This is a genomic window from Streptomyces sp. NPDC056160, from assembly GCF_042268205.1.
In the GTDB taxonomy this organism is placed as follows: Bacteria; Actinomycetota; Actinomycetes; order Streptomycetales; family Streptomycetaceae; genus Streptomyces.
Genome location: NZ_JBHJUW010000006.1, coordinates 33,594 through 59,911, shown reverse-complemented (window position 1 = coordinate 59,911; position 26,318 = coordinate 33,594). Strand labels below are relative to the sequence as shown.

At 72.2% G+C, this 26,318-nt stretch carries 24 protein-coding genes; 10 read left to right on the top strand and 14 right to left on the bottom strand.

The annotated features are described in order from the left end of the window. Positions 1-86 precede the first annotated feature (86 nt). The gene (locus ACFC02_RS03730) at positions 87-1,604 is read left to right on the top strand and encodes an APC family permease (RefSeq protein ID WP_376351641.1); all 1,518 of its coding nucleotides are present in this window, start codon (positions 87-89) and stop codon (positions 1,602-1,604) included. Here ACFC02_RS03730 and ACFC02_RS03725 read toward each other — a convergent pair whose 3' ends face one another. The 5 genes from ACFC02_RS03725 to ACFC02_RS03705 form a co-directional block, all read right to left on the bottom strand. Further along, entirely contained in the window at positions 1,605-5,366 is a 3,762-nt protein-coding gene (locus tag ACFC02_RS03725; RefSeq protein WP_376351638.1) for a S8 family serine peptidase, read from the bottom strand. Positions 5,367-5,587: 221 nt separating this feature from the next. Next, complete coding sequence (locus tag ACFC02_RS03720) at positions 5,588-6,247, bottom strand: response regulator (protein ID WP_376351635.1); 660 nt, start codon at positions 6,245-6,247, stop codon at positions 5,588-5,590. Next, positions 6,244-7,497, bottom strand: a complete 1,254-nt coding sequence (locus ACFC02_RS03715) for a sensor histidine kinase (protein ID WP_376351632.1) — start codon at positions 7,495-7,497, stop codon at positions 6,244-6,246. The genes ACFC02_RS03720 and ACFC02_RS03715 overlap by 4 nt, the downstream gene beginning before the upstream one ends. Beyond that, positions 7,497-8,330, bottom strand: coding sequence for a lysostaphin resistance A-like protein (locus ACFC02_RS03710; RefSeq protein WP_376351629.1), 834 nt, complete (start codon positions 8,328-8,330; stop codon positions 7,497-7,499). The genes ACFC02_RS03715 and ACFC02_RS03710 overlap by 1 nt, the downstream gene beginning before the upstream one ends. 412 nt (positions 8,331-8,742) lie before the next feature. Continuing rightward, positions 8,743-9,459, bottom strand: coding sequence for a hypothetical protein (locus ACFC02_RS03705; RefSeq protein ID WP_376351626.1), 717 nt, complete (start codon positions 9,457-9,459; stop codon positions 8,743-8,745). A gap of 100 nt (positions 9,460-9,559) precedes the next feature. On the opposite strand from ACFC02_RS03705, the gene ACFC02_RS03700 reads away from it, so the two are divergent. Both ACFC02_RS03700 and ACFC02_RS03695 read left to right on the top strand, forming a co-directional pair. Beyond that, complete coding sequence (locus ACFC02_RS03700) at positions 9,560-10,156, top strand: TetR/AcrR family transcriptional regulator (protein WP_376351623.1); 597 nt, start codon at positions 9,560-9,562, stop codon at positions 10,154-10,156. Between the two features lie 238 nt (positions 10,157-10,394). Continuing rightward, positions 10,395-11,066: a hypothetical protein gene (locus ACFC02_RS03695; protein WP_376351621.1), complete on the top strand. Its 672-nt coding sequence runs from the start codon at positions 10,395-10,397 to the stop codon at positions 11,064-11,066. 182 nt (positions 11,067-11,248) lie between these two features. On the opposite strand, the gene ACFC02_RS03690 is transcribed toward ACFC02_RS03695, so the two are convergent. Continuing rightward, entirely contained in the window at positions 11,249-12,301 is a 1,053-nt protein-coding gene (locus ACFC02_RS03690; RefSeq protein WP_376351618.1) for a sodium-dependent transporter, read from the bottom strand. A gap of 221 nt (positions 12,302-12,522) precedes the next feature. Here ACFC02_RS03690 and ACFC02_RS03685 point away from each other — a divergent pair, with 221 nt between their 5' ends. Continuing rightward, positions 12,523-13,362, top strand: coding sequence for a hypothetical protein (locus ACFC02_RS03685; RefSeq protein WP_376351615.1), 840 nt, complete (start codon positions 12,523-12,525; stop codon positions 13,360-13,362). Positions 13,363-13,513: 151 nt separating this feature from the next. Beyond that, a complete protein-coding gene (locus tag ACFC02_RS03680; RefSeq protein ID WP_376351612.1) occupies positions 13,514-14,419 on the top strand; it encodes a hypothetical protein in 906 nt (301 codons plus the stop codon). On the opposite strand, the gene ACFC02_RS03675 is transcribed toward ACFC02_RS03680, so the two are convergent. From ACFC02_RS03675 to ACFC02_RS03665, 3 genes are all read right to left on the bottom strand, one after another. Next, positions 14,400-15,785, bottom strand: a complete 1,386-nt coding sequence (locus ACFC02_RS03675) for a sensor histidine kinase (protein ID WP_376351609.1) — start codon at positions 15,783-15,785, stop codon at positions 14,400-14,402. The two genes, ACFC02_RS03680 and ACFC02_RS03675, sit on opposite strands and share 20 nt — an antisense overlap. Beyond that, positions 15,782-16,444 (bottom strand): response regulator transcription factor, encoded by a 663-nt coding sequence (locus ACFC02_RS03670; protein ID WP_376351606.1) that lies wholly within the window; start codon positions 16,442-16,444, stop codon positions 15,782-15,784. Before ACFC02_RS03670 ends, ACFC02_RS03675 begins: the two co-directional genes overlap by 4 nt. A 627-nt stretch (positions 16,445-17,071) precedes the next feature. After that, on the bottom strand, positions 17,072-17,569 hold the full coding sequence (locus tag ACFC02_RS03665) for a hemerythrin domain-containing protein (RefSeq protein WP_376351603.1): 498 nt from the start codon (positions 17,567-17,569) through the stop codon (positions 17,072-17,074). A gap of 346 nt (positions 17,570-17,915) precedes the next feature. On the opposite strand from ACFC02_RS03665, the gene ACFC02_RS03660 reads away from it, so the two are divergent. Beyond that, positions 17,916-18,098: a hypothetical protein gene (locus ACFC02_RS03660; protein WP_360969848.1), complete on the top strand. Its 183-nt coding sequence runs from the start codon at positions 17,916-17,918 to the stop codon at positions 18,096-18,098. Between the two features lie 128 nt (positions 18,099-18,226). Here the strand turns inward: ACFC02_RS03660 and ACFC02_RS03655 are convergent, their stop codons facing one another. Beyond that, positions 18,227-19,036 carry a hypothetical protein gene (locus ACFC02_RS03655; protein WP_376351599.1) on the bottom strand — a complete coding sequence of 270 codons (810 nt, stop codon included), beginning with the start codon at positions 19,034-19,036 and terminating at the stop codon, positions 18,227-18,229. A gap of 177 nt (positions 19,037-19,213) precedes the next feature. On the opposite strand from ACFC02_RS03655, the gene ACFC02_RS03650 reads away from it, so the two are divergent. Next, positions 19,214-19,825: a lytic transglycosylase domain-containing protein gene (locus tag ACFC02_RS03650; protein WP_376351596.1), complete on the top strand. Its 612-nt coding sequence runs from the start codon at positions 19,214-19,216 to the stop codon at positions 19,823-19,825. 115 nt (positions 19,826-19,940) lie between these two features. Here ACFC02_RS03650 and ACFC02_RS03645 read toward each other — a convergent pair whose 3' ends face one another. Genes ACFC02_RS03645 through ACFC02_RS03635 form a run of 3 tightly spaced genes read right to left on the bottom strand, consistent with a single transcriptional unit; the run spans position 19,941 to position 22,503 of the window. Continuing rightward, positions 19,941-20,258, bottom strand: a complete 318-nt coding sequence (locus tag ACFC02_RS03645; RefSeq protein ID WP_376351593.1) for an STAS domain-containing protein — start codon at positions 20,256-20,258, stop codon at positions 19,941-19,943. Then, entirely contained in the window at positions 20,255-21,700 is a 1,446-nt protein-coding gene (locus tag ACFC02_RS03640; RefSeq protein WP_376351590.1) for a SpoIIE family protein phosphatase, read from the bottom strand. The genes ACFC02_RS03645 and ACFC02_RS03640 overlap by 4 nt, the downstream gene beginning before the upstream one ends. Beyond that, positions 21,700-22,503, bottom strand: coding sequence for an alpha/beta fold hydrolase (locus ACFC02_RS03635; protein ID WP_376351587.1), 804 nt, complete (start codon positions 22,501-22,503; stop codon positions 21,700-21,702). The genes ACFC02_RS03640 and ACFC02_RS03635 overlap by 1 nt, the downstream gene beginning before the upstream one ends. A gap of 207 nt (positions 22,504-22,710) precedes the next feature. On the opposite strand from ACFC02_RS03635, the gene ACFC02_RS03630 reads away from it, so the two are divergent. Both ACFC02_RS03630 and ACFC02_RS03625 read left to right on the top strand, forming a co-directional pair. Next, the gene (locus ACFC02_RS03630) at positions 22,711-23,577 is read left to right on the top strand and encodes an RNA polymerase sigma factor SigF (protein ID WP_376351801.1); all 867 of its coding nucleotides are present in this window, start codon (positions 22,711-22,713) and stop codon (positions 23,575-23,577) included. Between the two features lie 199 nt (positions 23,578-23,776). Continuing rightward, on the top strand, positions 23,777-24,340 hold the full coding sequence (locus tag ACFC02_RS03625) for an ATP-binding protein (RefSeq protein ID WP_376351584.1): 564 nt from the start codon (positions 23,777-23,779) through the stop codon (positions 24,338-24,340). A gap of 76 nt (positions 24,341-24,416) precedes the next feature. On the opposite strand, the gene ACFC02_RS03620 is transcribed toward ACFC02_RS03625, so the two are convergent. Continuing rightward, positions 24,417-24,914 (bottom strand): DUF2231 domain-containing protein, encoded by a 498-nt coding sequence (locus ACFC02_RS03620; RefSeq protein ID WP_360969832.1) that lies wholly within the window; start codon positions 24,912-24,914, stop codon positions 24,417-24,419. Positions 24,915-25,074: 160 nt separating this feature from the next. Here ACFC02_RS03620 and ACFC02_RS03615 point away from each other — a divergent pair, with 160 nt between their 5' ends. Continuing rightward, complete coding sequence (locus ACFC02_RS03615) at positions 25,075-26,052, top strand: zinc-dependent alcohol dehydrogenase family protein (protein WP_376351580.1); 978 nt, start codon at positions 25,075-25,077, stop codon at positions 26,050-26,052. Positions 26,053-26,318: the final 266 nt, after the last annotated feature.

The window sequence follows — 26,318 nt, the reverse complement described above, 5'->3', positions numbered from 1 at the left end:
ACCACCCGACACGGACCCCACACCGTAGCGGCGCGCCGTACCCGCGCCTCCTCGCAGTCACTCCTCTCCCCTCCTAGGAACTGCCCGTGTCCTCCAACCTCTCGACGAGCGAACCCCGAGCGTCCCGGCCCGAGACCGGCGGCGCGCTGCAACGCAGCCTCAAGCGCTTCGACATCACCGCCATGGCCATCGCCGCGGTCATCTCCTTCGACACCGTCGGGCAGATCGCCACCGGCGGCGGCGAGGCCGCCACCTGGACGGCGTTCATCGCCCTGTTCTTCCTCGTCCCCTACGCCCTGCTCTTCGCCGAGACCGGCGCCGCGTTCCCCCAGGAGGGCGGCCCGTACGTGTGGGTCAAGCTCGCCCTCGGCCGTCCGGCGGCCGCGCTGACGACCCTCATGTACTGGGTCACCAACCCCATCTGGCTGGGCGGTTCACTGGTCTTCCTCGCCGCGCAGACCTGGGACGGCTTCGTCTTCCACCTCGGCTCGGGCACGGTGGCCGACTACGTCTTCAAGCTGCTGTTCGTCTGGGTGGCCATCCTCACGGCCGTGGTCTCCCTGCGCCGCGGCAAGTGGATCACCACAGCGGGCGCGGCGATGAAGGTCCTCGCCCTCGCCCTGTTCACCCTCACCGCCGTGCTCTACGGGGTACGGCACGGCTTCCACGGCCTGGCCGACACCCGCTTCACCCCGACGACCGCCGGTTTCCTCGCCCTCGTGCCGATCCTGCTGTTCGCCTACGTCGGTTTCGAGGCGCCCAACGCGGCGGGTGAGGAGATGCACGACCCGCAGGCCGACGTGCCCGCCGCGCTCGGACGGTCCGCGACCGTCGCGGCCTGCTGCTACCTGCTGCCCGTCCTCGCCCTGCTGGCCGTGGTACCCGCCCGCCAGGTCACCGGCATCGGCGGCTTCATGGAAGGCGCCCGCCTCGTCTTCGGCGTCTACGGCGTCGCGGCCGGCCCCCTGTTGAAGACCACCGCGGTCATGTTCGTCCTCGCCCTGCTCACCCAGGGCAGCGCCTGGATGATCGTCAGCGACCGCATGCAGGCCATGGCCGCCGCCGACGGAGGTTTCTTCACCCGCGCCCTCGGCGCCTTCCACCCGCGGCTCGGCACCCCGGTGCGCACCAATCTGCTCTCCGGAGTCGTCGCCACAGTGTTCATGCTCGCCGCCATGCGGCTCGCGGACGGCGACGCGGCCGACGTCTTCGCGGTGGTGCTCACCGTCGCGGTCACCACCCTGCTGCTGTCCTACCTGGTCGTCGTGCCCGCCCTGGTCCTGCTGCGCCTGCACCGGCCGGACGTCCCGCGGCCCTACCGCGTCCCCTTCGGCACCCGCGGCTTCCTCCTGTGCGCGGCGCTCGTCTACGCCTGGATCCTGGTCGGGTCCTGGTCGGCGCTCTTCCCCGGGGTGCTGGAACACCTCTTCGGCATCGGCTACGACTTCCACGACGTCTGGGGTGTCTCCCGTGCCTCGTTCGAGACCTTCACCCTCGGCACCGTCGCGGCGCTGCTGGTCGTGGGTGCCATCGGTGTGGTGGTGGCCCGCCGGGCGGACTCTGCCCTGCGGGAGAGTCAGCCCGGCGGACCGGTCAGCTCGTGATCAGCGCACGGCGTACGCGTCGGTCACGGTCTGGATGACGGAGTTGCCGGCCGCGTCCGTCAGTTCGGTCCGCAGGGTGACCGGCTTGCCGGCCGCGCCCGCGTGGTCCACGGTCGCGGTCCAGCGGCCCTGGCGCTGCGAGGTGGCGGCCTCGGTCCAGGTCGCGCCGCCGTCGTACGAGTACGCGACCTTGGCGGCGACGAGCTTGCCGGGTGTGTAACCCGCGTGCCCGGTGGCGCCCAGCGCGATGCTCTGGCCGTCCTTCGCCGGCAGGGTCTTGAGCCCGTCCGTATCCAGGTCGTAGGTGGGGAAGAGCAGCGGGATGCCCTGCGAGTAGGCGTTCTCGTCGCGGTGCGAGCGGAACCTCCACACCGTCCGGGTCTGGGTGGACCGCTTCCACACGGCGGCGGGCTGGCCGAACTTCGCGGTGTCCAGGGTGAGTTCGTAGGCGGCGTCCTCGGCGGGGACGGTGAAGGTCCCGGACGGCCACCCGGTCTCGCCGATCACCTTGCCGCCGCTGGCGAGCTTCAGGCTGCCGACGTCCCCGAAGGAGCCCTGGATGCCCATGTGCTCGGTGTCGCCCCAGAAGGCGGGTGCCACGCCGATGAGGTTGTCCTGCCGCTCGGCGGCCAGCTGGAGCTTGCCGGCGGCGTCGCGCGGGGCGGCCGGGGCCGGGATGCCCCGGTACCAGTTCTCGGTCCGCTTCGATCCCGCGGTGTAGGTGCGTGCCTGGTCGGCCATGGCCTCGCCCCAGGGGAAGCTGGAGGAGAGGTAGCGCGTCCAGGCGGTGTCGCCCGCCGAGTAGTACTCGGTGCGCTTGCCGGGGACGGCGACGGAGTCGGTGGCGGCGGAGAACACCCCGCCGTAGGGCCGGGCCATGACCATCGTGTCGACGTAGTCCGCCGCGACGCCCATCGCCTCGTAGGTCGCGGTGACCGAGGCGAGCTTCTTGTCCCGGACCTGGTAGGTGCGGTCCGAGGTGAGCGGGCCGGTCTCGGGGAAGGCGAGGTTGTAGACGAACGGGCTGTCGGCGGTGGCCTGCCAGCGCAGCTTCACCGAGCCCTTGGCCAGGGCCGCCTTCAGCGCGGCGGCCTCGTCCGCCTCGATGCCGAGCGAGGGCAGCGGCGCCCGGCCGAGGCCGACGGACGGCTGCCAGGGGCCGGCGGCGGGACGGTGGGCGAGGACCGCCTTCGCGCCCGCGGCCTTCGCGTCACGCGCCAGGGTGCCCAGGAAGCCGTCGTCGCCGGCCTCGACCAGCGCGATCTTCCCGGCGACGCCCGCGGCCCGCAGTTCGTCGGGGGTGCCGGTGCCCGCGTCGACGAGCGCGGCCTCGCCGGTTCCGTCGAGGTTGACGGAACCGGTGCTCGCCGTCCTCGGGTGCAGGTCCGCGCCGCCGACGACCGACAGCTTCTGGATCTGCGGGGCGTACGCACGCCAGAAACTGGTGAACTCGAAGTCGCCGTCGTGTGCCTTGCCCCGCACGTCCGCCAGGTAGTTCCGGACGCTCCCGGTGCCGGTGAGGGAACCGGAGTGCAGCCAGGTCCCGCCCCAGGTACGGCCGAAGGCCAGGGTCGTGGAGCGGCTCTCGGAGGTGTGGTCCCCGGTCTTGATCCGGAGCCGGTGCGCCTTGCGGGCGTCGAGCACCAAGGTGGTGTCCTCGGTGACGTCGATCTGGGGCCGGGCGAGGTAGGCGACGGACTCGGCCATGCTGCCCGTGGCGTCCGCGGCGTCCGGTGTGATGACGAAGCCGGAGAGGAAGTACGCGCCGGGGCGCAGCCGGTAGACCTGGTCGGCGGCGCCGTCGTTGAAGCGGCGTTCACCGCCGGCGGTGTCGGTGCCGATCACGTCCAGCGAGGAGGAGCCCGTGGCGGGCGCGCCGGTGCGGTCGATCAGCTTCACGCGCAGGGTGACGGTCTGCGGCTCGACGTAGAGGGAGAACGGGGTGGAGACCTTCACGCCGCCGGACGCGGTGGCCAGCACCCGGCCGGTGACGTCGCCGTACTGGGCGGCCTTCAGGTGCGCGGTCGGGTCGATGCGCAGCGGGACCTTCACGGTGGTCCCGGCCGGGACGGTGACGGTCTGCGCGTCGAGTCCGGCGACGGGGGAGCCGACCGGGGAGCCGTCGTTCCCGGTGACGCCCTGGACCCTCAGCGAGAGCTTCACCGGCTTGGTGCCGGAGTTGGTGTAGGGGAGGGTGACGGTGGTGCGGTCGCTCCGGTCCTGCGGCCAGGCGAAGGTGCCGGCCTGGACGGCGGGGGCGCCGACGACGGTGGTGTCGATGGCGGCCTTCACGTCGAGCCGGCCGGCGCCGGTCTCCCGTACGTCGCCGGAGATGTCGCTCTTCGCGGACGACACCAGGGCGGCCTTGACCTGCTGGGCGGTCCAGTCGGGGTGGCGCTGCTTCACGAGGGCTGCGGCGCCCGCGACGTGCGGGGTGGCCATCGACGTACCGGACATCGACCGGTAGGCGTAGATGCCCCGGCCACCCGCGGCCGCGGCGGAGATGTCGACGCCGGGGGCGGCGATCTCCGGTTTGAGGGTGTGCGCGCCGATCACGGGTCCGCGGCTGGAGAACGGGGCGGTGGAGTCGTCGTGGTCGACGGCGCCGACGGTCAGCACGCCGGGGGCGCAGCCGGGCGAGGAGACGGTGTTGAGCGCCGGGCCGGAGTTGCCTGCCGCGACGACGAACAACGTGTCCTTGCTCTGGGCGAGTTTCTCGGCGGCGACGCTCATCGGGTCGGTGCAGTCGGTCGGCTCCGGGCTGCCGAGGCTCATGGAGACGACGTCGGCCTTCTGGTCCACGGCCCACTGCATCCCGGCGATGATCCAGGATTCGGCGCCGGAGCCGGAATCGTTGAGCACCTTGCCGTTGAGCAGGTCGGTGCCGGGGGCGACTCCCTTCTCCTTGCCGTCGCTCGCGGCACCGGAGCCGCCGACGGTGGAGATGGTATGGGTGCCGTGGCCCTGGTGGTCGTCGGTGGTGCTGGAGTCGGTGAAGTTCTCCGCGGCCGAGATCCGGCCCAAGAGGTCGGGGTGTTCCGCGTCGGCACCGGTGTCGAGGACCGCGACCTTGGTGCCCTTGCCGGTGTATCCGGCGGCCCAGGCGCGATCGGCGCCGATCTGCCGGGTGGACTGGGCGAGGGTGGCCTGGACCTTGCGGTCGAGCCAGAGCTTCTTCAGGCCGGAGGCGGAGAAGGAGCGGGTGTCGGTGACGTCGGCCCAGAAGTCGGCGGCCTTCGCCTTGTCCGCCTTGAGCGCGACGCCGTCGATGGCGTCGAGGACGAGGCCGCGCTTGGCGCCGCGGGGGGTGGCGGTCGCGGTGCGGGACGCGGCCTGACCGTAGACGGCGATCAGCGGCAGCGCGCTGGTGTGCGCGTCGTCGTAGCCCTGCCGGATGAGTCCGGTGACGTTGAAGAGTTCCTCGTCGACCTTGCCCGCGGCCAGCGCCCGCGCGGCGCTGTCGGGGTAGACGTAGAGGTCCTTGCCCGACTGCCGGGTCTGCAGGAGGGGCACGGAGCCGTCCTGGCGGGGCAGCGCGGTGACCGACGCGGCCCCCGAACCGTCCGTGCGCACCAGGACCTTGTCGCCGGTGACCAGGGTGAGGGTGACCGGTTGCCCGGCCGTGGCGGTGGCCGTGCTGCCGGTCAGTGGTCTCGTCGCGGTCGGACCGTCCTGCGGCGCTGCCGCGGACGGTGCGATCGCGGTGACGGCCAGGACGGCGGCTGTGGCCGCTCCCAGTGCCGTACGCGATATCGGACGCATCGCTCTCCCTGAGTGAGGACCGGACACCGGTGAACGGGCAGAGGTGTGCCGGAAGTTGTCGGTGCTGCCGTGGCGTCACCTTGGCAGAACGGGGAGCGGTGAAGTGATCTGGTGCGCGGCGGGTTTACGCCGTGGCCGCTTCTCGCCGCGCGCCGGACGTACGGGAGCAGGGCCTCGGACGTCCGGGAGTACGGCCTCGGACCTCCGGGAGTACGGCCGTGTCAGGTCGCCAGGCCGTGGCGGTAGGCGTAGACGACGGCCTGGACGCGGTCGCGGAGCTGGAGTTTGGCGAGGATGCGGGAGACGAAGGTCTTGACGGTCTCCTGGCTGATCACGAGGGCCGCGGCGATCTCGCTGTTGGAGAGGCCGTCCGCGATGAGACGGAGGACTTCCAGTTCGCGAGGTGTGAGCGGGGTGTCGCGGGCATTGTTCTCGGTGGGCCGGATGCGGGCGGCGTAGCGCCCGACGAGCTTGCGTGTCACGTCGGGGTCCAGGAGGGCCGCGCCGGTGGCCACGGTCCGGATGCCGTGGAGCAGCCGGTCCGGAGGGGCGTCCTTGAGGAGGAAGCCGCTGGCGCCGGCACGCAGTGCCTCGTACACGTATTCGTCCAGGTTGAACGTGGTCACCACGAGGACTTTGACGGGGTGCGGCACTCCGGCGCCGGCCAGCAGGCGGGTGGCCTCCAGGCCGTCGAGGACCGGCATGCGGATGTCCATCACGACGACGTCGGGCCGCACCTCGCGGGCGAGGTCGACCCCGGTCCGCCCGTCCCCGCACTCGCCCGCCACCTCCATGTCGGGCTGGGCGTCGATGATGGTGACCAGGCCGGTGCGGACCAGCATCTGGTCGTCGCAGACCAGGACCCGGATCGGTGCGCTCACGAGGTGCCGCCGGCGGGGATGCGTGCCCGTACGGTGAAGCCGCCGTCCGCGCTGCCGCCGGCGCTGAAGTCGCCGCCCAGCACGTCGACGCGTTCGCGCAGGCCTGCCAGTCCCCGTCCGCTGCCGGCGGGGACGGCGGCGCGTGAGCCGGTTCCGTCCGTGCTGACCTCCACGGTGATCTCCCTCTCGCCGTGCCGTACCTGGACCGAAGTCCGGCTGCCGTGAGCGTACTTGAGGGCGTTGGTCAGTGCCTCCTGCACCACCCGGTAGGCGACGAGGTCGGCGCTGCCGGTGGAGGCCGGCGGTGTGCCGTGCTCGGTGAAGTCCACCGGTTGTCCGGCCCGGCGGGTCTGCTCGACGAGAGTGAGGACCCTGCCGACGGCCGGTGTCCTGGGTTCCACGGCCTTGGCCGCGCCGGCACGGGCGGCGGAGGTGCCGGTGTCGTGGCCGGTGCCGGTGCCGTGGCCGGTGCCGTGGTCGGTGCCGTGGTCGGTGCCGGTGCCGTGGTCGGGGTTGAGCAGGTCGAGCAGGTGGCGCAGGTCGGTGATGGCGCGGCGCCCGGTTTCGCCGACCGCGGTCAGGGACCGGTCCAGCCGCTCGGGTGCGGCGGTCAGGTAGCGGGCGGCTTCGGCCTGTACGACCATCGCGGTCACGTGGTGGGTCACCACGTCGTGCAACTCTCGGGCGATGCGGGTGCGTTCGGCGGTGCGGGTCTCGGCCGCGACGCGTTCGCGGCGTTCGGCCTCGGCGGCCCGCGTGGACCGCAGCCACGCCCCGGCCCCCCAGGCGAGGGCGAGGACCAGGTAGAACGTCACGAACTCCGTCGGCGTCTCGCCGCCCGAACCCAGCCGGGCCAGCGCCACCGCCAGCGGCACGTACGCCACGGAGAGCAGGACCACGGTGGTGCGCCGGCGGTGCTCCAGATGGGAACCCGTACTGATCAGCACGACGGGCAGCGCGGTGCCGGCGACCGAGTGGTAGCCGCGCAGTTGGTCGAGGGCGAAGCCGCACGCCACCAGGGCGAGGCAGACGGCCGGCCACCGCCGCCGCACCACCAGGGGAAGGCATTCGAGCGCGAGGGCGACGACGCCGAGCGCGTCGAGGGGGCGGGTCGGCAGGTCCCCGACCTCCGTGCCGTGGCCGCGCAGTCCCGGCAGGAACGACATGACCAGGAACAGTATCCCGAGCGGCAGGTCGCGGACGGTGACGGGGAGGCGGCGCCACACCTGACCGGCCCCCTGGAGGCTCATCACCGGGCGAGTGTAGCGAGGGCCTCGACGCGCTCGGCACGCTGCCGGGGGACGATGTGGCCGCGTCGGCGGGCCAGCCACAGGAAGACGACCGTGAGCAGCGCGCCGGACAGCATCGCGTACACACTGGCCTCCGGCCCGAACTCGCCCCCGGTGAGCAGCTCGGCTCCCGACGTCGAGGCGTCCAGCAGTCCGTGCGTGGCGCCGTTGCCCGACACCTCGGTGCCGAAGATGCCGGACTCGGCGAAGTTCCAGCCGAAGTGCAGGCCGATCGGGAGCCACAGGGAACGGGTGGCGGCGTACGCGGCGGCGAGCGTGCCGCCGGCCTCGAGCGCGATGGCGACGGCGCCCAGCAGGGTGGCGTCCTTGTTGAGCAGATGGGACGCGCCGAACACCACACCGGACAGCGCCAGCGCGAGGTAGGTGCCCAGCCCGCGCTCCACGAGCCGGAAGAGCAGACCGCGGAACATCAGTTCCTCCGTGACCGCGGCACCGGCCATGAAGCCGACCAGCCCGATCGCTCCGGTCGTCGAGCCGAAGCCGTGCACGTGGTAGTCGCCGAGGAAGTAGATGTTCGCGATGACGCACCCGAACCAGACGACACCGAGGACCAGACCCCGGAGGAGGGACCCCGACGCTCCCTCACTGGCCAGCTCCGTCACCGGGCGCCGCTCGGTGCGCCCCACGACCCACCGGTAGACCACCACCGAGAGCACGAATGCCAGGCCGCCCAGGAGGAGCGAGAGCCACGGGTTGTCCTGCACCGCGGTGACGCTCTGACCGCCGATCGCACCGACCAGGACCACGGCCAGGATCTGCCACACCAGTTTCATGACGACTCTTTCTTCGGTTCCGTTTCCGGTTCGTTTTCCGGTGCGCGGCCGGGGTGCCGCGGCTGAACAGAACGCTAGGGAAACGGTGATCGGGAATCGTCACCTCACAGTGGACACCTGCGCGTAGCTCTCAGGGGGGACAGGCCCCGGTCACCCCTCCCGGTGCGCGAACGGCGGTGGACGCTGGTGTCCGCGCCGGCGGCCTGGGCGGCGACGCCGCGGTCGGAGGAGCCCTGTCACTGCTCTGGCTGCTTCCCTCGCCGATACCACGCATCCGCTCGCTGGCTCAGGTCGAATCAGTCCTCGCCGAGGGCGGCACCCGGGAACACGGCCGGCCGGCGCCTCGATGACAGGTAGGTGAACCAGGAGGGCGACGAGGTCACCACCGCCGCCACGAGCACGCCGACGCCTGTCAGGAAGGCTGTCGTGATGCGGCGGCCGCGTTCCGGATCCAGCTGCGGAACTCGATCGCCAGGTGCCGGCAGTGCCCCTCGATCATCGAGTCCGGGGCGGTGGACGGGTAGACGACGCGCACCACCACGTCCGCGCCGGTGGCAGTGTCACGCGCCTGGTGCAGGCAGTACGCGAAGGGTGTGCCGTCGTCCAGGCTGAGCAGGGCGTTCATCAGCGTCACCGGGTAGGTCGCGTCGCGGTACGCGGCGATGGCCGGGGGCAGTTCGCGGGCGACCGACACCTTGAACCGGGTCAGGTGGCCGCCGATCGTCTCCACCATGCCGCCCGTGTACTCCGGGGGCTCGACGTAGTGCTCGGGGTGGGCGTTGAGGAGCAGTTCCTTGTCCCGGAAGCGCCCGGTGGCGGCCTGCGACCGGAACCAGGCAGCCAGGTCGCTGCCGCTGAGTCCGCGCACGGTGAACTCGGCGTGCGATCCGCGGTGGGTGCCGTTCGACCTCTCGATCAGCTCCTTGTGGAAGCGATCGCCGGCCGCTATCTGCCCGGCGAGGGAGTCCATCATCGTGTGCGCGCCGAGGGTGGACTTCAGGTTCTTCAGAGCCCGCCGTGCGGCTTCCAGCTCCCACCGGTCCAGGGTCGGCTCGTCGAACGTCCGGCCCATGGTGTGCACCTCGACTGTCACGGAGTCGGACGGGCGCGTGTCGGTACGGCTACTCATGGTGTCTCCTCCAGCACGTGACGGACAAAGCAGTAGATACCGCCTTCACAGGCATGCGCTCTGCTTGCCCGGGGCGGCGACACAACCGTAAGATGCACACATGCATCTTGCAAGGCCGGAGCCCGGTCCCAGCCGCCGACGGCACGGTGCCGCCCTGGAGGCGGCGCTGCTCGACGCCGCGTGGGACGAGTTGACGGAGCGCGGGTACGCGGCGCTCACCTTCGCCGCGGTCGCGCAGCGCGCCGGCACCTCTCGCCCGGTCGTCAACCGTCACTGGCCCTCCAAGGAGGCCCTCGTACGCGACGCCATCAGCCGCGCCGGCGACCGGTTCTCACTCGTCGATCCCGACACCGGTTCCCTGCGCGACGACACCGTGGCGCTGCTCGAACAGCTCAATGAGGCGTTCACGATGTTCGCCGCGGTCATGACCGCACAACTGGCCGCCTATTATGAGGAAACGGGCACGACACCCGCCGAACTCCGCGCGTCGGTGGTCGATCGGAGATGGTCACTGATCGAGTCCGTGATGCGCCGCGCTGCCGCCCGGGGAGAGGTCGACGGCGCGAAACTCACCCCGCGCATCGCGCGGTTGCCCTACGACCTGCTCCGGCACGAGGTGCTCATGAACCTGAAGCCGATGTCCTCCTCGGACATCCAGGAGGTCGTCGACACCATCTTCCTCCCCCTGATCACCTGACCTGCTCCGGGAACGTTCCGCTGTCCGCGCCGGCCGGCAAGGACCGGCCGCAGGCCGCCGGAACACGCGCCGATCCGCCGGCGCACGCCCGCGCCGACGCCGCTGGCCCCGCAGCCCGGACTGCGAGGCCCGCCACGGGATGGCGCCCGCCCCGCCGCGGCAGGAAAGAATGAGTCCCGCATCCACCCCACAGCCCGGGGCGCTTTCCGTCCGGGCCGCGTACTCAGAGGATTCATCCTTGACCCACCACCGGACGGCAACCCTGATCCTGGCGCTCTCGGGGCTGCTGCTCTCAGCATGTGCCTCGGGCTCGCCCACCCGCCCGGAGGCAGGCCGGCAGGTGGTCCTCGACCGGCTGGCCGGAGCCGACAGCACCCCCTACTCGGCTGCGATGGAAGCCATCACGCAGTCCGGCTCCGAACGGCTGCAAGTCATGGTCGGACGGATCAACCTCAACGCGCCGTTGACGGGACGCGCGACGGACAAGACCGAGCAGTACACCGAAGACGTCGTGATCACCCGGCAGAGTGTGTACCGGCGCGCCGGCGGCTCCCACGGGAAGTGGCAGCGATTCCCTCCGTCGGCTGCCAAGGGCGGTATTCCCACGGACCGGCTCCCGCAGTACGTGCGTCTCGTACTCGATCACAACGGCTCCGTGCACCAAGGCGGCGAAAGCGTCCGTGTGTCGGCCCGTCTCACCCCGGCAGACATCGAATCGGTCGACAGGGCCGTCGGGCGCAATCTGCGCCCCGCCACCGCGATCGACTCCGACGTATGGATCGACAACGAGGGCCGAGTCGTACGCGTACGCCAGGTCCTCCACTTCGCGTCCGACCCGGACCTGCAGAACACGCTCACACTCACCGACTTCGAGAGCGCCGTTCCGGTGAGCGCCCCCGCCGCGAGCTGAGCGTCGTCGAGGACAGCCCGGCGCCGATCAGGGGGTCGGTGTCGAGCAGGTTCGAAGCCCCGGGGCACTTGTCCCGGGGCTTCGCATGAGGCGGCCTCAGACGTCCCGGTGCCCTTCGTGCAGCGCCCCGGGAGCCGGGCCGGGACGGCGCGGAGCACGCTGGGCTCTTCTCCCCCGGCCCGTCACGGGTGCCTCCGGCGTACGACTCGGTTCGCCGCCGTCTTCTGCAGGATCCCGTAGGCGAGGACAGGGAGGAGCAGGTGGGGTTTGTCGGGCAGTGCGGTGGTGATCAGGACGGCGCCGGCGCTGCTGTTGTTCATGCCGCACGCGAGCGTGAGGGACGACGCCGTGCAAGGGTCCAGTCTCAGCAGGCGCGCGGCGCCGCGGCCGAGGGTGAAGGACAGCAGGCAGACCAGCGTCGCCACGGTCAGCGCGGCGGCGAACAACAGCGGGCGCGGACCGGCCAGGAAGGAGCCGAGGGCGCCGCTGGCGTTGACGTAGGTGAGGAGGAGTGAGCCGGCCAGGGCGACCGGCACGATGAGCCCCTGGACGGGTCCGAGCCAGGGCGCGGGCAGGGCCGGCCGGAACACGATGCCGGCCGCGCAGGGCAGGACCACGTCGACGAGCGCGAATGCGCCTTGGGTGGTGTGTCCGGCTCTGGTGAGGGTGTCCGCGTAGCCGCCGCTGAGCAGGGGCAGCAGGGCGTGGATGACCAGTGGGACGGTGAGGGGGCTCAGGAGGGTCGAGGCGAGGACGAGCCCGACCATGGTGGGCTGGTCGCCGTCGCCCTTGCCGGTCCAGACGGTGGCTCCCGCCGCGACGGGCATCGCCACGATGAGGATCATCGCGGTGACCAGCCCGCTGCCGCCGTCGGTGTCGGGCGTCCGGCGCAGCAGGAAGGCGACCGCGGGGATGACGAGCAGGGGGATCGACAGGTGCAGAAGGAGTCCGGCCAGCAGGGCTCTCGGCCGGCGCAGCAGACCTGCCAGCGCGCGTAACGGCACCTGGAGTCCGGCGGAGAAGAGCACCAGGGCCAGCAGGAGCCGCACGGTGGAGACGGGCAGCGCGCTCGCCGCACCGAGCGGCAGCGCATGGGTTCGGCGCAGCCACAGACCCGGGCCGGGAAGGAGCAGTGCGGCGGTGTAGGCCAGGGCCACCGCGCGGCCGAGCCGGTGGCGCAGCCAGGTCGTGGCCCGCTCGGTCAGCGGCGGCGGGGCGGCGGTCCGGGTGCGCATGGAGGCCTTCTTCCGTCGTCACGTGGGTCGTCGGGCGTGCGTGCGTGCCGTACGTCGTGCATGTCGTCCGCCAGGGGGGCGGGGAGGGGAAGGGGGACATGTATGCGGTGGGCCGCAGGGGTTCTCATGGGCTCATGCTCCCGCCGCGGGCGGGGTGGGGCGGACGGTGCCGCGCGGGCGGTCAGGATGCGTTCAGGTGTCCGGTGGCAGGGTCGCTGTCCATGACGTACGAGACATCCGAAACGTCCGCGAAGCCGCAGACCGGGGCGCCTGCCGCCGCAGTGGGGAACCGCCTGGGCTGGAACAAGGTGCCCGAGGTCACCGTCTACTTCTGGATCATCAAGGTGCTGTGCACCACGGTCGGCGAGACCGCGGCCGACCTGCTGAACGAGAAGGCCGGGCTCGGCCTGACCGGTGTGTCCGTGCTGATGAGCGCGCTGCTGGCCGTGGCGCTGGTGGTGCAGTTCCGTACGAGCGCCTACCGGCCCGGTGTCTACTGGCTGGCCGTGGCCCTGATCAGCGTCGTGGGCACCCTGATCAGTGACAACCTCACCGACAACATGGGGGTGCCGCTGGAGACGAGTACGACGGTGTTCGCGGTGGTCCTCGCGGTGGTGTTCGTCGTCTGGTACCGGCGTGAGCGGACGCTGTCCATCCACCACATCGACACCACCTCCCGCGAGTCCTTCTACTGGCTGGCGGTGCTGTTCACCTTCGCCCTGGGCACCGCCGCGGGTGACCTGGTGTCCGAGCGCATGGACCTCGGGTACTGGCTGTCGGCCGTCCTGTTCGCGGCCGCCATCGCCGCGGTGGCCCTCGCGCACTTCGCCCTGGGCCTGAACGCGGTGTGGAGCTTCTGGATCGCCTACGTCCTCACCCGGCCGCTGGGCGCGTCGATCGGCGACTACCTCTCCCAGCCGACGGCGGACGGCGGCGTCGGCCTGGGCACCGTGGTGACCAGCGGGCTGTTCCTCGCGGTCATCCTCGCTCTGGTCGTGTACCTGAGCGTGACGCGCAAGGACGTCGCCGGACCGGAGCGGACCCCTCGACACGCTGAGTGACCTGCTGATCGCGCAGTGTTCAGGACGTGTTCAGGCTTTCTGTGCCACGGTCGGTGATCGCGGCCGCCGCGGGCGGCCGGCTCATCTCCCAGGGCGTTCGTCCCGCTGCGGGGCGAGCGCCCTGTCGTTCGACCGGACAGGAGTCGTTGAGTTGGAGAAATCGGAGGTCCTCACCGACCTCGACATGGCGGGTACGTCGAGTACGGCCAAGTCGGTGATGAAGAAGCTGCCCGAGGTCACCCTGGCGTTCTGGATCATGAAGATCGCGGCGACAACCCTGGGCGAGACGGCGGGCGACCTCTTCGCGCAGACGCTGAAGGTGGGTTACTTCCTCACCACGATCGCGCTGTTCCTGGCCTTCGTGGTGACGCTGGTGGTCCAGCTGCGCTCCAGCCGCTACAACCCGTTGTCCTACTGGACCGTGATCCTCTCGACCAGCATGGCCGGCACCACGATGTCCGACTTCATGAACCGCGACGCCGGCGCCGAGTACCTTTCGAACGGCGCCACGAAGCTGGGCTGGGGCCCGCAGGGCCTGGGCCTCGGCTATCCCGCCGGAGCGGCCGTCCTCCTCTCGGTCCTCCTGGCGATCTTCCTGGTCTGGAAGGTGAGCGGGATGACGTTCCGGATCCGCGACATCGTCACCTTCAGGGGCGAGGCACTGTTCTGGTCGGCGATCCTCGTGTCCAACACGCTCGGCACCTCCATGGGTGACTTCCTCTCCGACAGCTCCGGACTCGGTTACGCCGGCGGGGCGCTGCTCGTGACCGGGGGGCTCGCCGTGCTCGCCGCGCTGATGAAGGTGCCCGCGGTGCCGAACGTGCTGCTGTTCTGGATCGCCTTCGTCCTCACCCGGCCGCTCGGTGCCACCGCGGGCGACTTCCTCACCAAGCCGGTCGCCAAGGGCGGCCTCGATCTCGGCACCGCGGGGTCGTCCGCCGTCCTGCTCGCCGTCCTGTTCGCTCTCATGGCCTACGCCCAGGTGCGCGAGCGCCGGAGCACCGGCCGCCCGGCGGCGGCAAAGGGGGCGGGACCGGTCACCCGGCGGGCAGGCTGACCGTGAACCTGGCTCCGGGCGCGTGCCCGGGGTCGTAGGACACCTCCCCGCCGGCGGCGCGGGCCAGGCGTCGCGCGAGCGGCAGTCCGAGGCCCGCGCCGTCGTGCCCGTCGGCGCGGTCGGCCCGCCGGCCGGGCTGGAACAGCTCGTCCGCGAACGCCTCGGGCACCCCCGGACCGTCGTCCACGACGTCGATCCGGACGGCGCCGGGGGCGCGGCGCGCGGACACGGTCACGTGTGAGCGGGCGTAGCGGGCGGCGTTGGCGAGCAGGGGGCTGAGGATGCGTTCGAGCAGGGCGGGGGCGATTCCGGCCTCCAGCACAGGTGCTTGCGTCTCCACCGCGGTCTTCACGTCGCCGGGTGTGCCGAGGTGGTCGAGGAGGCGGTGCACCAGGGGGACGACATCGGTTGTGCCGGCGGCTGTGGCCGGGCCGCGTCCGTTCTCGCGCGCCTCGTTCAGGAGGGTGTCGCAGATGACGCGCATGGACTGGGCGGCGTCGGCGATCGCCCGGTGGGCGGCATGCGTCTCGGCGTCCGTGCGGGGGCGGCCTCGCCACCAGTCGAGTTCCATGATGATCCGGGTGAGCGGGGTGCGCAGTTCGTGCGACAGCTCGCCCGTCAGTTGCTGTTCGTGGCGGAGCACGGTGCGGATGCGGTCCAGGAGCTGGTCCAGCGACGTTCCCAGGCGGGCCAGTTCGGCGGGGTGGTCCTCAGTGCCGAAGCGCTCGGCGGAGGCTATGGCGCTCCACCGGGTGGCCTGGTCGGTCATCGTCCGCACGGGGCGCAGGGCCCGGCCGACGGACAGGCGGGTGAGCACGTAGGTGCAGCCGAGCATCACGGCGTCGAGGATCAGCGATCCGAGGAGCAGGGTGCCGGCCGAGCTGCGGTACGGCGCGAGGTCCAGGGCCGTGACGACGGTCGCGGGGTGCCGGCCGCCGGGTACGGGTTGGGAGCAGACCCGGACGGGCGGGTGACCGGGGGCCTGGACGGTCGTGCAGGCGTGCCGGTGCTGTACGGCCAGCCGGCCGGCGGCCAGGGCCAGGGGGCTGCCGTCCGCGGTCGAGGGCGGTTTCTCCAGCAGGTGTGTGCCGGCGTAGATCCACACGTTGGTGTCCAGGAGGCGGTCGTTGACGGTTTCCAGCACGCGGACCCGGTCACCGCCGGTGTCGACGGTCGTGGCCACCGCTGCCGCCCGGGCGCGCAGTTCGTCGTCCGCCTGGTGCCGCAGGTGGTGGTCCATGACGGCGTTGAACACCACGGTCAGGATCGTCATGAGCAGGGCGGCGGTGGTCAGCGCCACGAGGGCGAGCCGACCGCGCAGGGTGCGCGGGGCGAGCCGGCGCAGGAGGCGTGGGGCGCGGTTCACGACAGGCGGTGTCCGATCCCCCGGGCCGTACTGATCGTGCGGCCGCTGGCCGCGTCGCGGAGCTTGCGGCGCAGGCGGCTCAGGTACTGGTCCAGGGTGTTGTCACTGACCTGCGCGCCCTCGGGCCAGCCGGCCCGCACCAGGTCGCGGCGGCGCACGAGCGTGCCGTCCGCGGCGACGAGCATGGCCAGCAGCCGGAATTCGGTGGGCGACAGCGGGATGCGGGTCCTGTGCACGGTCATGGTGTGGTCCACCGCGTCCAGGAGCAGGTCACCGGCCGAGGTCACGGCGGCGACGGCGGTCCGCCTGATGACGGCTCGCAGCCGGGCGGCGAGTTCGGCGAGGTGGAAGGGCTTGGGCAGGTAGTCGTCGCCTCCGGCCGAGAAGCCGGAGAGCCGGTCGGTGAGCCGGTGCCGGGCGGTCAGGAAGATCACGGGGGCGGGGAAGCCGTTGGCGCGCATCGCCTGGCACACGTCCCGGCCGTCCGCGTCGGGCAGGCCGACGTCCACCACGGCCGCCGCGATGTCGGCGGCGGCCAGCCGCAGGGCGGTGGCGCCGTCGGCGGCGAGGACGGGCTCGAAGTCCTCGTCGAGCAGTCCCCGGCGCAGCACGTCCCGCAGTGCGTGGTCGTCCTCGACGACCAGGATCTTGGGGCGCATGCTCCTCCGTAGGCATTCCCGGCACCCGTGGGTGATCGACTACAGCTGAGTAGACGGTCTACTTCACTGTAGACGACCGGTCGGGGCCGGAGGCCGGGGAGCGGTGCCGCGCCACGGTCGCGTCGTGGTGACAGGGGGCACGCGGGCCGTGCCCGTGCGCGGGACCAGGAGGACACCGCCCCTCGCCAGGGCGGCACGGGCAGGGGCAGAGGCAGGGGGGGTCTCCGCGAGAGTGCTGCCGAGGGCGCTCCGGCCCGCCCGGGCCGCGGGCCGAGGGCGGAGGGCCGCGGGCCGCGGGCCGCGGGCGGAGGGCGGAGGGCGGAGGGCGGAGGGCCGAGGGCGGAGGGCGGAGGGCCGAGGCGAACAACCGCCTAAACCTCGCCGACCGTCGCGCCGGAGCGCTCCGGTTCCGCACCGGCGCACGTGACGGGCCGTCAGGTCACTGCCTCGGTGGTGCTCCTGGTTCCGGTAGTACTCCTGTTGGCGGTGGTGCTCCTGTTTACGTGGTGCTCCTGGTTCCGGTGGGTCCCCGCCGGTCGCCCGCGGTCGGGAACGCTCCACCCGGCAGGTCGCGGGTCCGGCGGCCCGGGGGCGGCGACGGGCGGGGCCCGCGACAGGGCAGCCGGATCACTTGCCTGCGGAGGCGACCAGCGCTCGCACCTTTTCCACGTCGCCGCACCTGTCCTCCAGGTACTTCGCGCGGGCCGCCCGGAACGCCTCGCCGAGCTGGGCCCGGCGGTCGTCGGCGACGTTCTCGCGGGCGTCGTTGAGCAGGGTCCGCTCCTCCTCGTCCGCGTGGTGGTTGACCGCGGTGACGAGGTCCTCCAGCTTCTCGTCCCACTCCTCGGATCCGGTGTCCTCGACCTCCAGGAGGGCGAGGAGGGCCTCGTTCGCCTCGTGGTGCTCGTGCACACTGTGATCGACGTCGTCGCCCTCCACGTTCTTGTAGCGCCGCAGTGCCGGATAGACCTCGTCCTCCTCGGCCGAGGCGTGGGCGATGAGGAGCTGGGCGAACTCCCCGAGCGCGGCGGCCCGGTCGGCCTCGGCGTTGCGCATGGTGCGGAAGAGATCCTCCATGCGGCGGTGGTCCTGCAGGATGAGCTCGACGACGTCCGTGGACGGCACGGTGACTCCTCACTCCTCGGTGACAACGGTCCGCCCTCGCGGCTACCCCGGTTTCGGCAGCCGAGACGCGGCCGTCGCGCGCCGCCGCCGGAAGACCGAGCCGGTGGGTGACCGGCCGACCCGCCGGAAGTCCGGCCCGGCCGGCGACCGCCCGTGCGACGGCCGGCGGGTGTCCGCCTCGCCGGCCGGGGCACCCGTAGAGCATCAGGACCCCGCCGGCCGGGCGGGGAACCCTCGTGACCGTCCCGAGGGGGCTCCCTCGCTCCCTCGGGACGGTGACGCCGATGACCATTCAGGCGGTTGTATGACAGCGCATCAGAACCGGCATCTCTCACGGTCCTCGGCCTTGACGGCCGCGCTCCTCCGCTCGGCCCAGGTGGCCTACCTCGTCTTCCTGGTGCTCTCCGTCGCCCTCCTGGCTTCCGCCGTCGCCACGGGGGCCGGCGTGCGCACCGTACTGGGCCTCGCGGTCCAGACCACGCTGTGGGCGGCGCTGCTGCTGGCGGCCCCCACGGAGCCACGGCGGTGAACACTCGCCGGACCCGGCCGGGCAGGTCGCAGTCCGTCTCCCGGTAGCTCATGGACCGGTCCGGTAGTTCGTGCACCGTTCAGGTAGTTCACGCACCGCCCCGGTAGGTCATGAACGGTTCCGGTAGTTCATGAACCGCTCCGGTAGGTCATGAACCAGTGGGTGTCGAAGTAGCGGGCCATCGTGAACCGGTGGTGCGGATCGACGAGGATGCGGCAGACGAACTCGGTGGCCTGGCAGTCGAAGGGGACGTCCTCGCCGTCGAAGGACCGGACGACGACGGGCCAGCGGTCGGGGTCGTCGCCGTCGGCCCTCCAGCAGTACAGGTCCTCATGCTCCGTGCCCGCCCAGATGAGCAGCCCCTCCTCCCTGAGGTGTGTCCACGGCTCCTGGTTCAGGTCCAGGTATCCGTCGAAGGCGCCCACGCCGAACGTCTCGACCATCCGCTTGTAGTCACGCGGGAGCGCGGTCCCCAGGCGCGACTCCACCTGCGCCCAGTTCACGTCCGGCCGCTGCGCGGGATGCGTCCAACCGGTGATCCGTACGAGCCGCTCCGTCCAGTCGACGTCCTGCTCCCCGCCCGCGTCCGAAGCGATCACCGCGGGTCCCGGCACCTCCCTGCGGGCGACCGCCAGAACCGGCCGTTCGACCCCTCGGGCGTCCCGCGCCGTACCCGTGCCGACCCACTGGTCCCCGTACGCCCACGCCCGTATCCTCACGGCCCGGTCCCGGAAGGGGACGAGGAGGGCTGCGCCCCTGGACTCGTCGGCCGTCGGGTCGGCGAAACCGTCGAGGACGAGGGTGCGCGGGGCGCCGTACCTGTCGGCGAGCAGGTCGGTCAGGGCCTGCGGGTCCAGGTCACCGGGCAGGTACGTCCAGCCGTCCCCCGGGCCGAGCCGGGCCAGCAGGTCGTCGACGGTCGCTTGCGTGAGTTCCATGGCGGACAGTGAAGCGCACCGCACTGACAACGGACGTGCTGGACCGCGGCGGGCCGTGAAAGGTACCGGGCCGGAGCGGGCGCCGTCGGATTGAGGTGCGGGGGCCGGGGCACGTGCTCCTCCACACGTCGGCCGCTTTGGCGGCCTTTCGCCACGGCGAGGGAGAACGGGACGAGGATGAGTGAGGGACTGCGACCGACGCGAGGGCGGACGGCGGGGCCTGGCGGCCGGGACACCGCACGCACCCCGCCCCTGCGGCCCGGCGGCTACGACCCGGCTGACTACACCGCGACCGTGGTGCGCAGCGCCCGGGATGCGGGTGTCTCGCCGGTGCTGCTGATGGCCGTGCTCCACAACGAGGCGTACAAACCGCACCATCCGCTGCTCGAACGGGTCTGGCAGTGGTGGAAGCGGGACGCCTCGTTCGGTGTCGCCAACATGCACCGGGCGACGTTCGAGAGGGTGCGGCGGGCGCACGCGCTGACAGGACGCTGGCAGGACCTGCGCGACGATCCGGCGTTCGCCGTCCAGGTGGCGGCCCTGCACCTGAAGGACCTCGACCGCGTTCTGCCCGAGCGGTGCGCACGCCGCTACCGCCGGGACGAACTCCTCGCCCTCGGCTACAACGCGGGGGAACGCAACATGCGGGCTTTCGCCCGGGGCGTGCCGCCGGGTCCGATGGCACGGTCCTACCTCCGCCGTCTGAGGGCCCACTGGCCCCGGGCCGCCAGGGCGGTGGCGCGAGAGGACGGTTCACGCGACTCCGCCGGGAGTACGGCGGAGCGGTGACCGGGCGATCCGGACGCGCACCCTCTCCCGGCCGGCCCGACCGACTCGGTTCCGACCGACTCGGTTCCGACCGACTCGGTTCCGACCGGCTCGGCTCCGACCGGCTCGGCTCCGGTCAGTCCCGCCGGATGGTGAAGACCTGGTCGAGCCCGACGATCGTCAGGATGCGCAGGGTGTTGGAGGGGACGCCGCTCAGCACGACGTCGGCCCCGGCGGTCTGGGCGTGCTGGCGGGCGGCGAGGAGGGCGGTGATGCCGGTGGAGTCGCAGAACTCCAGGCCGGACAGGTCGATCACCAGGCACTGCGCCGCGCCCAGGACGAGGCCGCCGACCTGTTCCCGCAGGGCGGCTGCCTGGGCGTAGTCGAGTTCGCCCGCCACGTGCAGGACGGGGCCGGTGGGGGTGTCGCTTCGGGTGATGTTCAGCGGGCTCATCGCAGGTGATTCGTTGCCGGGCGGGTGGGAAGGGGGCGCGGCGGGACGCCGAGTGCCAGGAGCGCGGTGTCGTCGTCGAGGCCGTCACCGAAATTGTCCAGCAGCTCGCCCAGGGCGCCTATCGTCTCGCGCGGTGTCGCGGGCGCGAGGCCGCCGGCGAAGGCGTGCAGGGCGTCTTCACCGTACAGGTCGTCCCGGGCGGGGCCGGTGCGCGCCTCGGTGAGGCCGTCCGTGTAGAGCAGGAGGGTGTCACCGGGGGCGAGGGTGGTCTCGGCCGTGCCGACCGGGGCGGTGGGCAGGACACCGACGAGCAGTCCGCCGGGGGTGGGCAGGTACTCGGCGTGGCCGTCGGCGCGCAGGACGAGGGCCGAGGGGTGGCCCCCGGAGGCGAGGCGCACGGTCATGTGCCCGGGTTCGTCGCCGGGTTCGACGAGGCCGTGGACCACGGTGCAGTAGCGGGGGTCCCCGCCGGCGGCGTACCGCTCGTAGAGCACGGTGTTCAGCGTGGTCAGCGCGGCACCGGGCTCCGGGTCGTGCAGCGCCGCGGCCCGCAGGGTGTAGCGGGTCAGGGAGGTCAGGGCCGCCGCTTCGGGGCCCTTGCCGCACACGTCGCCGAGGAAGAACGCCCAGCGTTTCCCGTCGATCTGGAAGAGGTCGTAGAAGTCGCCGCCGAGGCGGTGCGGCGAGGCGGTGTGGTAGTACACGGACGTCTCCAGCCCGGGTACCGCGGGCAGGGAGTCGGGCAGCAGCGACCTTTGCAGCACGGCCAGCGCGTGGGCCAGCCTCGCCCGGTCGGCCTCGGCCTCCCGGCGGGCCGCTTCGGCCTCCACGCGTGCCTTCTCGGCTTCCGTCCGGGCCTTCTCGGCTTCCGCCCGGGCCTTCTCGGCTTCCGCCCGGGCCTTCTCGGCTTCCGCCCGGGCCTTTTCCGCTTCCTCGCGGGCCTTTTCCGCTTCCTCGCGGGCCCTTTCGGAGTCCTGGCGGCGGCGCAGCAGTTCCTCCTCGTAGGCGCGCCGGTCGGAGGCGTCGACGACCGTGGTGCGGATCAGCAACGGCTCGCCTTCGCCGCCGTACTTGATCTGGGAGGAGACCAGGACCGGCAGCCGGCCGCCGCCGGCGGTCTTCATCTCCAGGGCGATGCCGCGCAGTTCGCCCTGCATCCGCAGCAGGGGCGCGAAGTGCGTCTCGTGGTACAGCCTGCCGCCCACGCTGAGCAGGTCGGTGAAGTGCCGGCGCCCGACCAGGTCCGCGCGGTCGAGGCCGAGCCAGTCCAGCAGCGTGGTGTTGATCCGGGCGATCGTGCCGTCCATCAGCGTGGAGAGGTAGCCGCAGGGCGCCGTCTCGTACAGGTCCTCGGCGCTGTCCTCCAGCAGCGCGGTGAAGGCGGCGTCGGTGACGCTGCCACCCGTCTCCGGGGGGTCAGGCTGCTCGCCCGTGCGGCACATCACAGCAACTCCCTCAGGAAGTCCAGGATCGCTTCCGAGGTGGCCTCCGGAGCGCTCAGCTGGGGGCAGTGTCCGGTGGCGTCCAGCGTGACCAGGCGGGAGCCGGGGACCGCGGCGTGCACGAAGGCGCCGACCTCGCGGGGCGCGATGACGTCCTGGGAGCACTCCAGCACCAGCGTCGGCACGTTCACGCCCTTCAGGTCCTCACGGCTGTCGGACAGGAAGGTGGTGCGGGCGAAGACCCGGGCGATGTCGGGGTTGGTGGCGCAGAAGCTGTTGGTCAGCTCCTGTCCCAGCTCGGGGCGGTCCGGATTGCCCATGATCACGGGCGCCATGGCGGAGGACCAGCCCAGGTAGTTCGCCTCCAGGGAGGCGAGCAGTTCGTCGATGTCGTCCGCCGTGAAGCCGCCGCGATAGCCGGCGTCGTCGATGTAGCAGGGTGACGGGGCCACCATCACCAGCGCTCCGATCCGCTCCGGGGCCGCCTGTGCCGCCAGCACGCCGATCATGGCACTGACCGAGTGCCCGACGAACACCGCCCGCTCCAGGTCCAGTTCCTGGCAGACCTCCACCACGTCGTGGGCGTAGCCGTGCAGCGAGGAGTACCGCTCCGGGCTCCACGCCGACAGGTCCGAACCACCGGACCCCACGTAGTCGAACAACACCACCCGGTGCCGCTCGGCCAGTGCGGGCACGAGCGAGCGCCACATGTTCTGATCGCAGCCGAACCCGTGCGCCAGCACCACGACCGGCCCGTCGAGGGGGCCCGTGACCGTCACATTGTTCCTGCGGCAGATGTCCATGCCGGTCATCCTCGCATCCGGCCCGGCGGGCCCCGCGGGCGGTTCACGATCGCTCCACATCGCGGCGGTGCACGGCCGCGATGTGGAGCCGGGGGGTGTGGACGCGTCGTCCGGGGGTACAAGTGCGGCGGCGTCGGCCGTCCGGAGCGCAGGAGCGACCGGACCGATCACGGGAGGGGAATCGACATCATGGGGCCCATGAGCGCAATGCACGCGACGTGCGCGACGGCAGCGGACGCGCGGACGGACGGGGTGGACGCCCGGACGGCCGGGCTGCCGGAGATCGCCGATCCCTCGCGGGTGGCGCCCAAGGATGCGCGGGAGCTCTCCCGCCTGTTCTTCGAGCAGTTGGCGGTGCGGGAAGAGGGCACGCCCGAGTACAGCTACGCCCGCAACACGCTGATCGAGATGAACATGTCCCTGGTCCGGTACGCGGCGGGGCGCTTCCGCAGCCGGGGGCCGGAGGAGCGGGAGGACATCGTCCAGGTCGGCATGATCGGCCTGATCAAGGCGATCGACCGGTTCGAGCTGTCCCGGGAGGCGGAGTTCACGTCCTTCGCCATCCCCTACATCGTCGGCGAGATCAAGCGGTTCTTCCGGGACACCACGTGGGCCGTGCACGTCCCGCGGCGGCTCCAGGAGGCCCGTGTCCAGCTCGCCCGTGCCACGGAGGAGTTGCACAGCCGCCTGGGCCGCAACCCCACGGTGCGGGAACTGGCGGAGCTGATGAGTCTGTCCGAGGACGAGGTCCGTGAGGCACGCCTGGCGGCCAACGGCTACAACTCCTCGTCCCTGGACGCCGGCCTCAACGGCGGCGAGGACGACGAGTCCGTGCTCCAGGACTTCATCGGCACCGAGGACACCGCCCTGGAACTGGTGGAGGACTTCCACGCCCTCGCCCCCCTGATCGCCCAACTCGGCGAGCGGGACCGGCAGCTCCTTCACATGAGGTTCGTGGAGGAGTGCACCCAGGCGCAGATCGGCGAACGCCTGGGGGTCTCCCAGATGCACGTCTCCAGACTGCTCTCGCGCTGCCTGGCCCGGCTCCGGGCGGGCATGCTCGCCACCGGCTGACACGAGCCGTCCGCACCTGCCGGATGCCCGCCGCTGCCGTGGCGGGCATCCGCCGTGCCCGGCGCCACCCACGAAGAAGAGGGGGCAGATCGCACACAGTGGGGGCAACCCGGCCCGGGCACGCACGTCGAGGGTGCATGCTTGGCATGCGTGTCACTTCACCGAGCCGGGTGAACAGTGCGCAGGGACGGGGGTCGAAGTGAAGGGGTTGACCGACGGGCCGGCGGGCAGCTGCCGCGACGGCAGGGCGGACGCGCAAGAGCCGGGGGCGGCAGGAGAAGCGGGCGCGGAAGAAGGAGCGGGAGAAGGAGCGGGAGGGGCGCAGGCGACGATCACCCTGTCCGGTGAGGGCGCGTGCATCGCCGAAGCACGCCGCTGCGCCGCCGCCTTCTTCACTCGGGGCGGCGCCGCCCGGCACCGCCCGACGGTGCCGGAACGTGTCGTGGGCCTGGTCCAGCTGGTGGTCAGCGAACTGGTCACCAACGCCTGCAAGTACGCCTACGGGCCCGTCGTGCTGCGCCTGCGCCTGGCCGGCGCAGTGGTCGAGGTGGAGGTGCGGGACAGCGCCCCGGTCTTCCCGACGGCACAGGCCCCGGATCCGCACCGGGTCGGCCGGCACGGACTCGAGATCGTCCGGGCGGTGGCGAGCGTCCTCGCCGTGCGGGGCGAGCGGGACGGCAAGACGGTCATCGCGCACATTCCGCTGGGCCCCGGACCGGCCGCGGACACGCCGGCCACGCGCCCGGACACGACGACCGTGTGAGCGGGCGGCCGGACCGTGCCGACGGTGGCGCGGCCCGCCTCCCGGGCCGGCTCGCCGCCCGCCTCGCCCGCCCGTCTCACCCGCCCGACGTCGTCTTCGCGACGGCGTCCTGCCATGCGGCCTTCGCCCCCGAGTCGCCTATGCGGTAGACGTCCACGACGGCTCCCACGCCCACGACGAGTGCCAGCACCGCGGCAGCGACGCGCACCGGTGCGGAGGTCCAGCGCGAGGTGCGCGACGGTCCGGACGCGGCGGCGCGGCGGGCCGACCACCACACGACGACCGCCAGGACGAACAGGCCGGCGGCCCAGGGCAGCAGGCCGTCGCCGAGCTCGGCGTGCCGGCGCACCAGCGCGTTGCTGCCGACGTGCCTCTCCAGCCACTCCCCCGCCCCCGTGGTGAGGGGAACGCTCACGAGCGTGACCAGGGCGAGGGCCGGCAGGACGACGCCCATGCGCTGCGCCGCCGCGGGCCTGACCGCGCAGAGCACGAGTGCCAGCGCGGTCAGGGGGACGAACACCACGACGACATGCACGAGCAGGACGTGCGCGGGCAGGCCGTTGATCAGGCTCATGAACGGTTCCTCCGGCAGGTGGGGGACAGGGTTGCGCCGACAAGACGCGCCAGCCTCGCACAGCAACCTCTCAGTCTCTTCTGACTCGCTTTCCCGGCTCCTTTCACCAGTCCGTAGGATGTGCGGCGCAGGCGCGCGTGCACGGTGAGGGAGGCTGTCGATGCTGGCTGCCGTCGCCGACTCACCGGGCCGGCTCGCCGAGGTGCTGGCCGTACGTGACGTGGCGGGGCCCGCGGCCTGCGGCGTGGGCGAGGTCGTGGTGCGCATGGTCGCGTCGACCGTCAACCCCTCCGACGAGGTCACCGTGTCGGGCGCGTACGGGTCGCGTACGTCGTTCCCCATGGTCCCGGGGTTCGAGGGGGTGGGCGTGATCGACGCCGTCGGGCCGGGGGTGCCGGCCGGGGCGGTGGGCCGGCGGGTGCTTCCGCTGGGATCGGCGGGGGCCTGGCAGCAGTACAAGCGGCTCGACCACTCCTGGTGCGTCCCCGTGCCGGACGATCTGCCCGACGAGGCCGCCTGCTTCGCTTACATCAACCCCTTGACGGCCGTGACGATGGTCGAGCGGTTCTGCCCGCCGGGAGCGCGGAACGTGGTGGTCACGGCGGCGACGTCGGCCATCGGCCGGCACCTGGCGGAACTTCTGGCCGACCGCGGTGTCGCACCCGTCGGGATCGTGCGGGGAACGCCGGGGCGGACGGTGGCCGACCCGTCCCGGTGGCGTGCTGTGATCCGGACGGACGAGCCCGGGTGGCGCCGGCGGCTGCGGACGCTGACCGGGCCGCGAGGCGTCGAGGTGGCCTTCGACTGCGTGGGCGGCGGCGTGGGCGCAGACGTGTTCGCGGTGACAGCCGCCGACGGCGTCTTCGTCCATTACGGCCTGCTGTCGGGAACGCCGCTCCCGGCGGAGTGCTTCACCGGGCGGGGTGCCCGCGTGGAGCTGTTCCGTCTGCGCGACACCGTCCAGCAGGACGGCGGTCGGCACCTGCCCGCGCTGTTCGCGCCGGTCTTCGCGAACCTGCGCCGCGGGCGTCTGCGTACGGCCGTCACGCGACGCGTCGGGCTCAGCGAACTCCCCGGCCATCTCAAGAGCCCCGCGGCCGGGCAGGCGGGGAAGATCCTGATCGATCCGCAGGGGTAGGGCCGCGGGGACGAAGCGGCGCCCTCTTCACGCGGCTCCTGGCGCAGAGTGGTGACAGGGCCCCTACGCGGTGCCCAGCGCGCGCCCCCCGGCTCTCGCCCCCTAGCTCTCGCCTTCCGCCTTCGCCTTCCGCCTTCGCCTTCCGCCTTCGCCTTCCGCCTTCGCCTTCCGCCGCGACGACGCAGGCCGGCCTGGGGCCCGGGGCATGAGGCGTCGCCGAAGCCGCGGGGCGCCCGCAGCGCCCGGGGGACACAGTTATATACTTT